Genomic DNA, 564 nt, shown 5'->3' on the forward strand with positions numbered 1-564 from the left:
CCGCCGTCGACCGTCCGGATGAGCCCGGCCGCCAGCAGCCCGGACAGCTGCCGCGAGATCGTGGAGCGGTTCAGCCGCAGGTACCGGGCGATGTCGATCGCCATGCAGCCCTCGTGCTGGACGACGAAGTCGACGAGGGACTGGTCGACGACGCTGAGGATCGCCTCCGAGCCGCGTGCCCGGATGCTCGCGCGGCGGGTGATGCGGGCGAGTTCCGTGTACGCGCGTCCGATGTCGCTGTTGCGGACATCGGGCCTCGGTTCGCTCATCGGACGGACTCCAGCCTGTCTGCGCCGGGACCTGCCGGCGGTGTTCGGTCCCGCCACCATACCGGCGGGTACGGATCGCGCCGGCTCAGTGACCCGCCGCGGCGGCCCGCAGGGCGGGGATGTCGAGCTTGACCATCTGCATCATGGCCTCGAAGACGCGGGCGTTGGCCTCGGGGTCGCCCGAGCCGGTCATCAGGTCGCCCATCATCGACGGGGTGACCTGCCACGCCACACCCCAGCGGTCGAAGAGCCATCCGCACCGGCTCGGACGGCCACCGTCGGCGAGCAGGGCGTC

Annotated in this window: 2 protein-coding genes; both read right to left on the minus strand. The window is 71.6% G+C overall.

Features of this window, described 5'->3' with window-relative positions:
- The coding region (locus BIV03_RS05695) for a MarR family transcriptional regulator (protein WP_175475729.1) at positions 1-269 on the minus strand (269 nt) is incomplete at its 3' end.
- An 85-nt stretch (positions 270-354) separates the two neighbouring features.
- A partial coding sequence (locus BIV03_RS05700; RefSeq protein ID WP_175475731.1) for a VOC family protein occupies positions 355-564 on the minus strand: 210 nt, incomplete at its 5' end.

The sequence above is a fragment of the Curtobacterium sp. MCBA15_016 genome, from assembly GCF_001865105.1.
In the GTDB taxonomy this organism is placed as follows: Bacteria; Actinomycetota; Actinomycetes; order Actinomycetales; family Microbacteriaceae; genus Curtobacterium.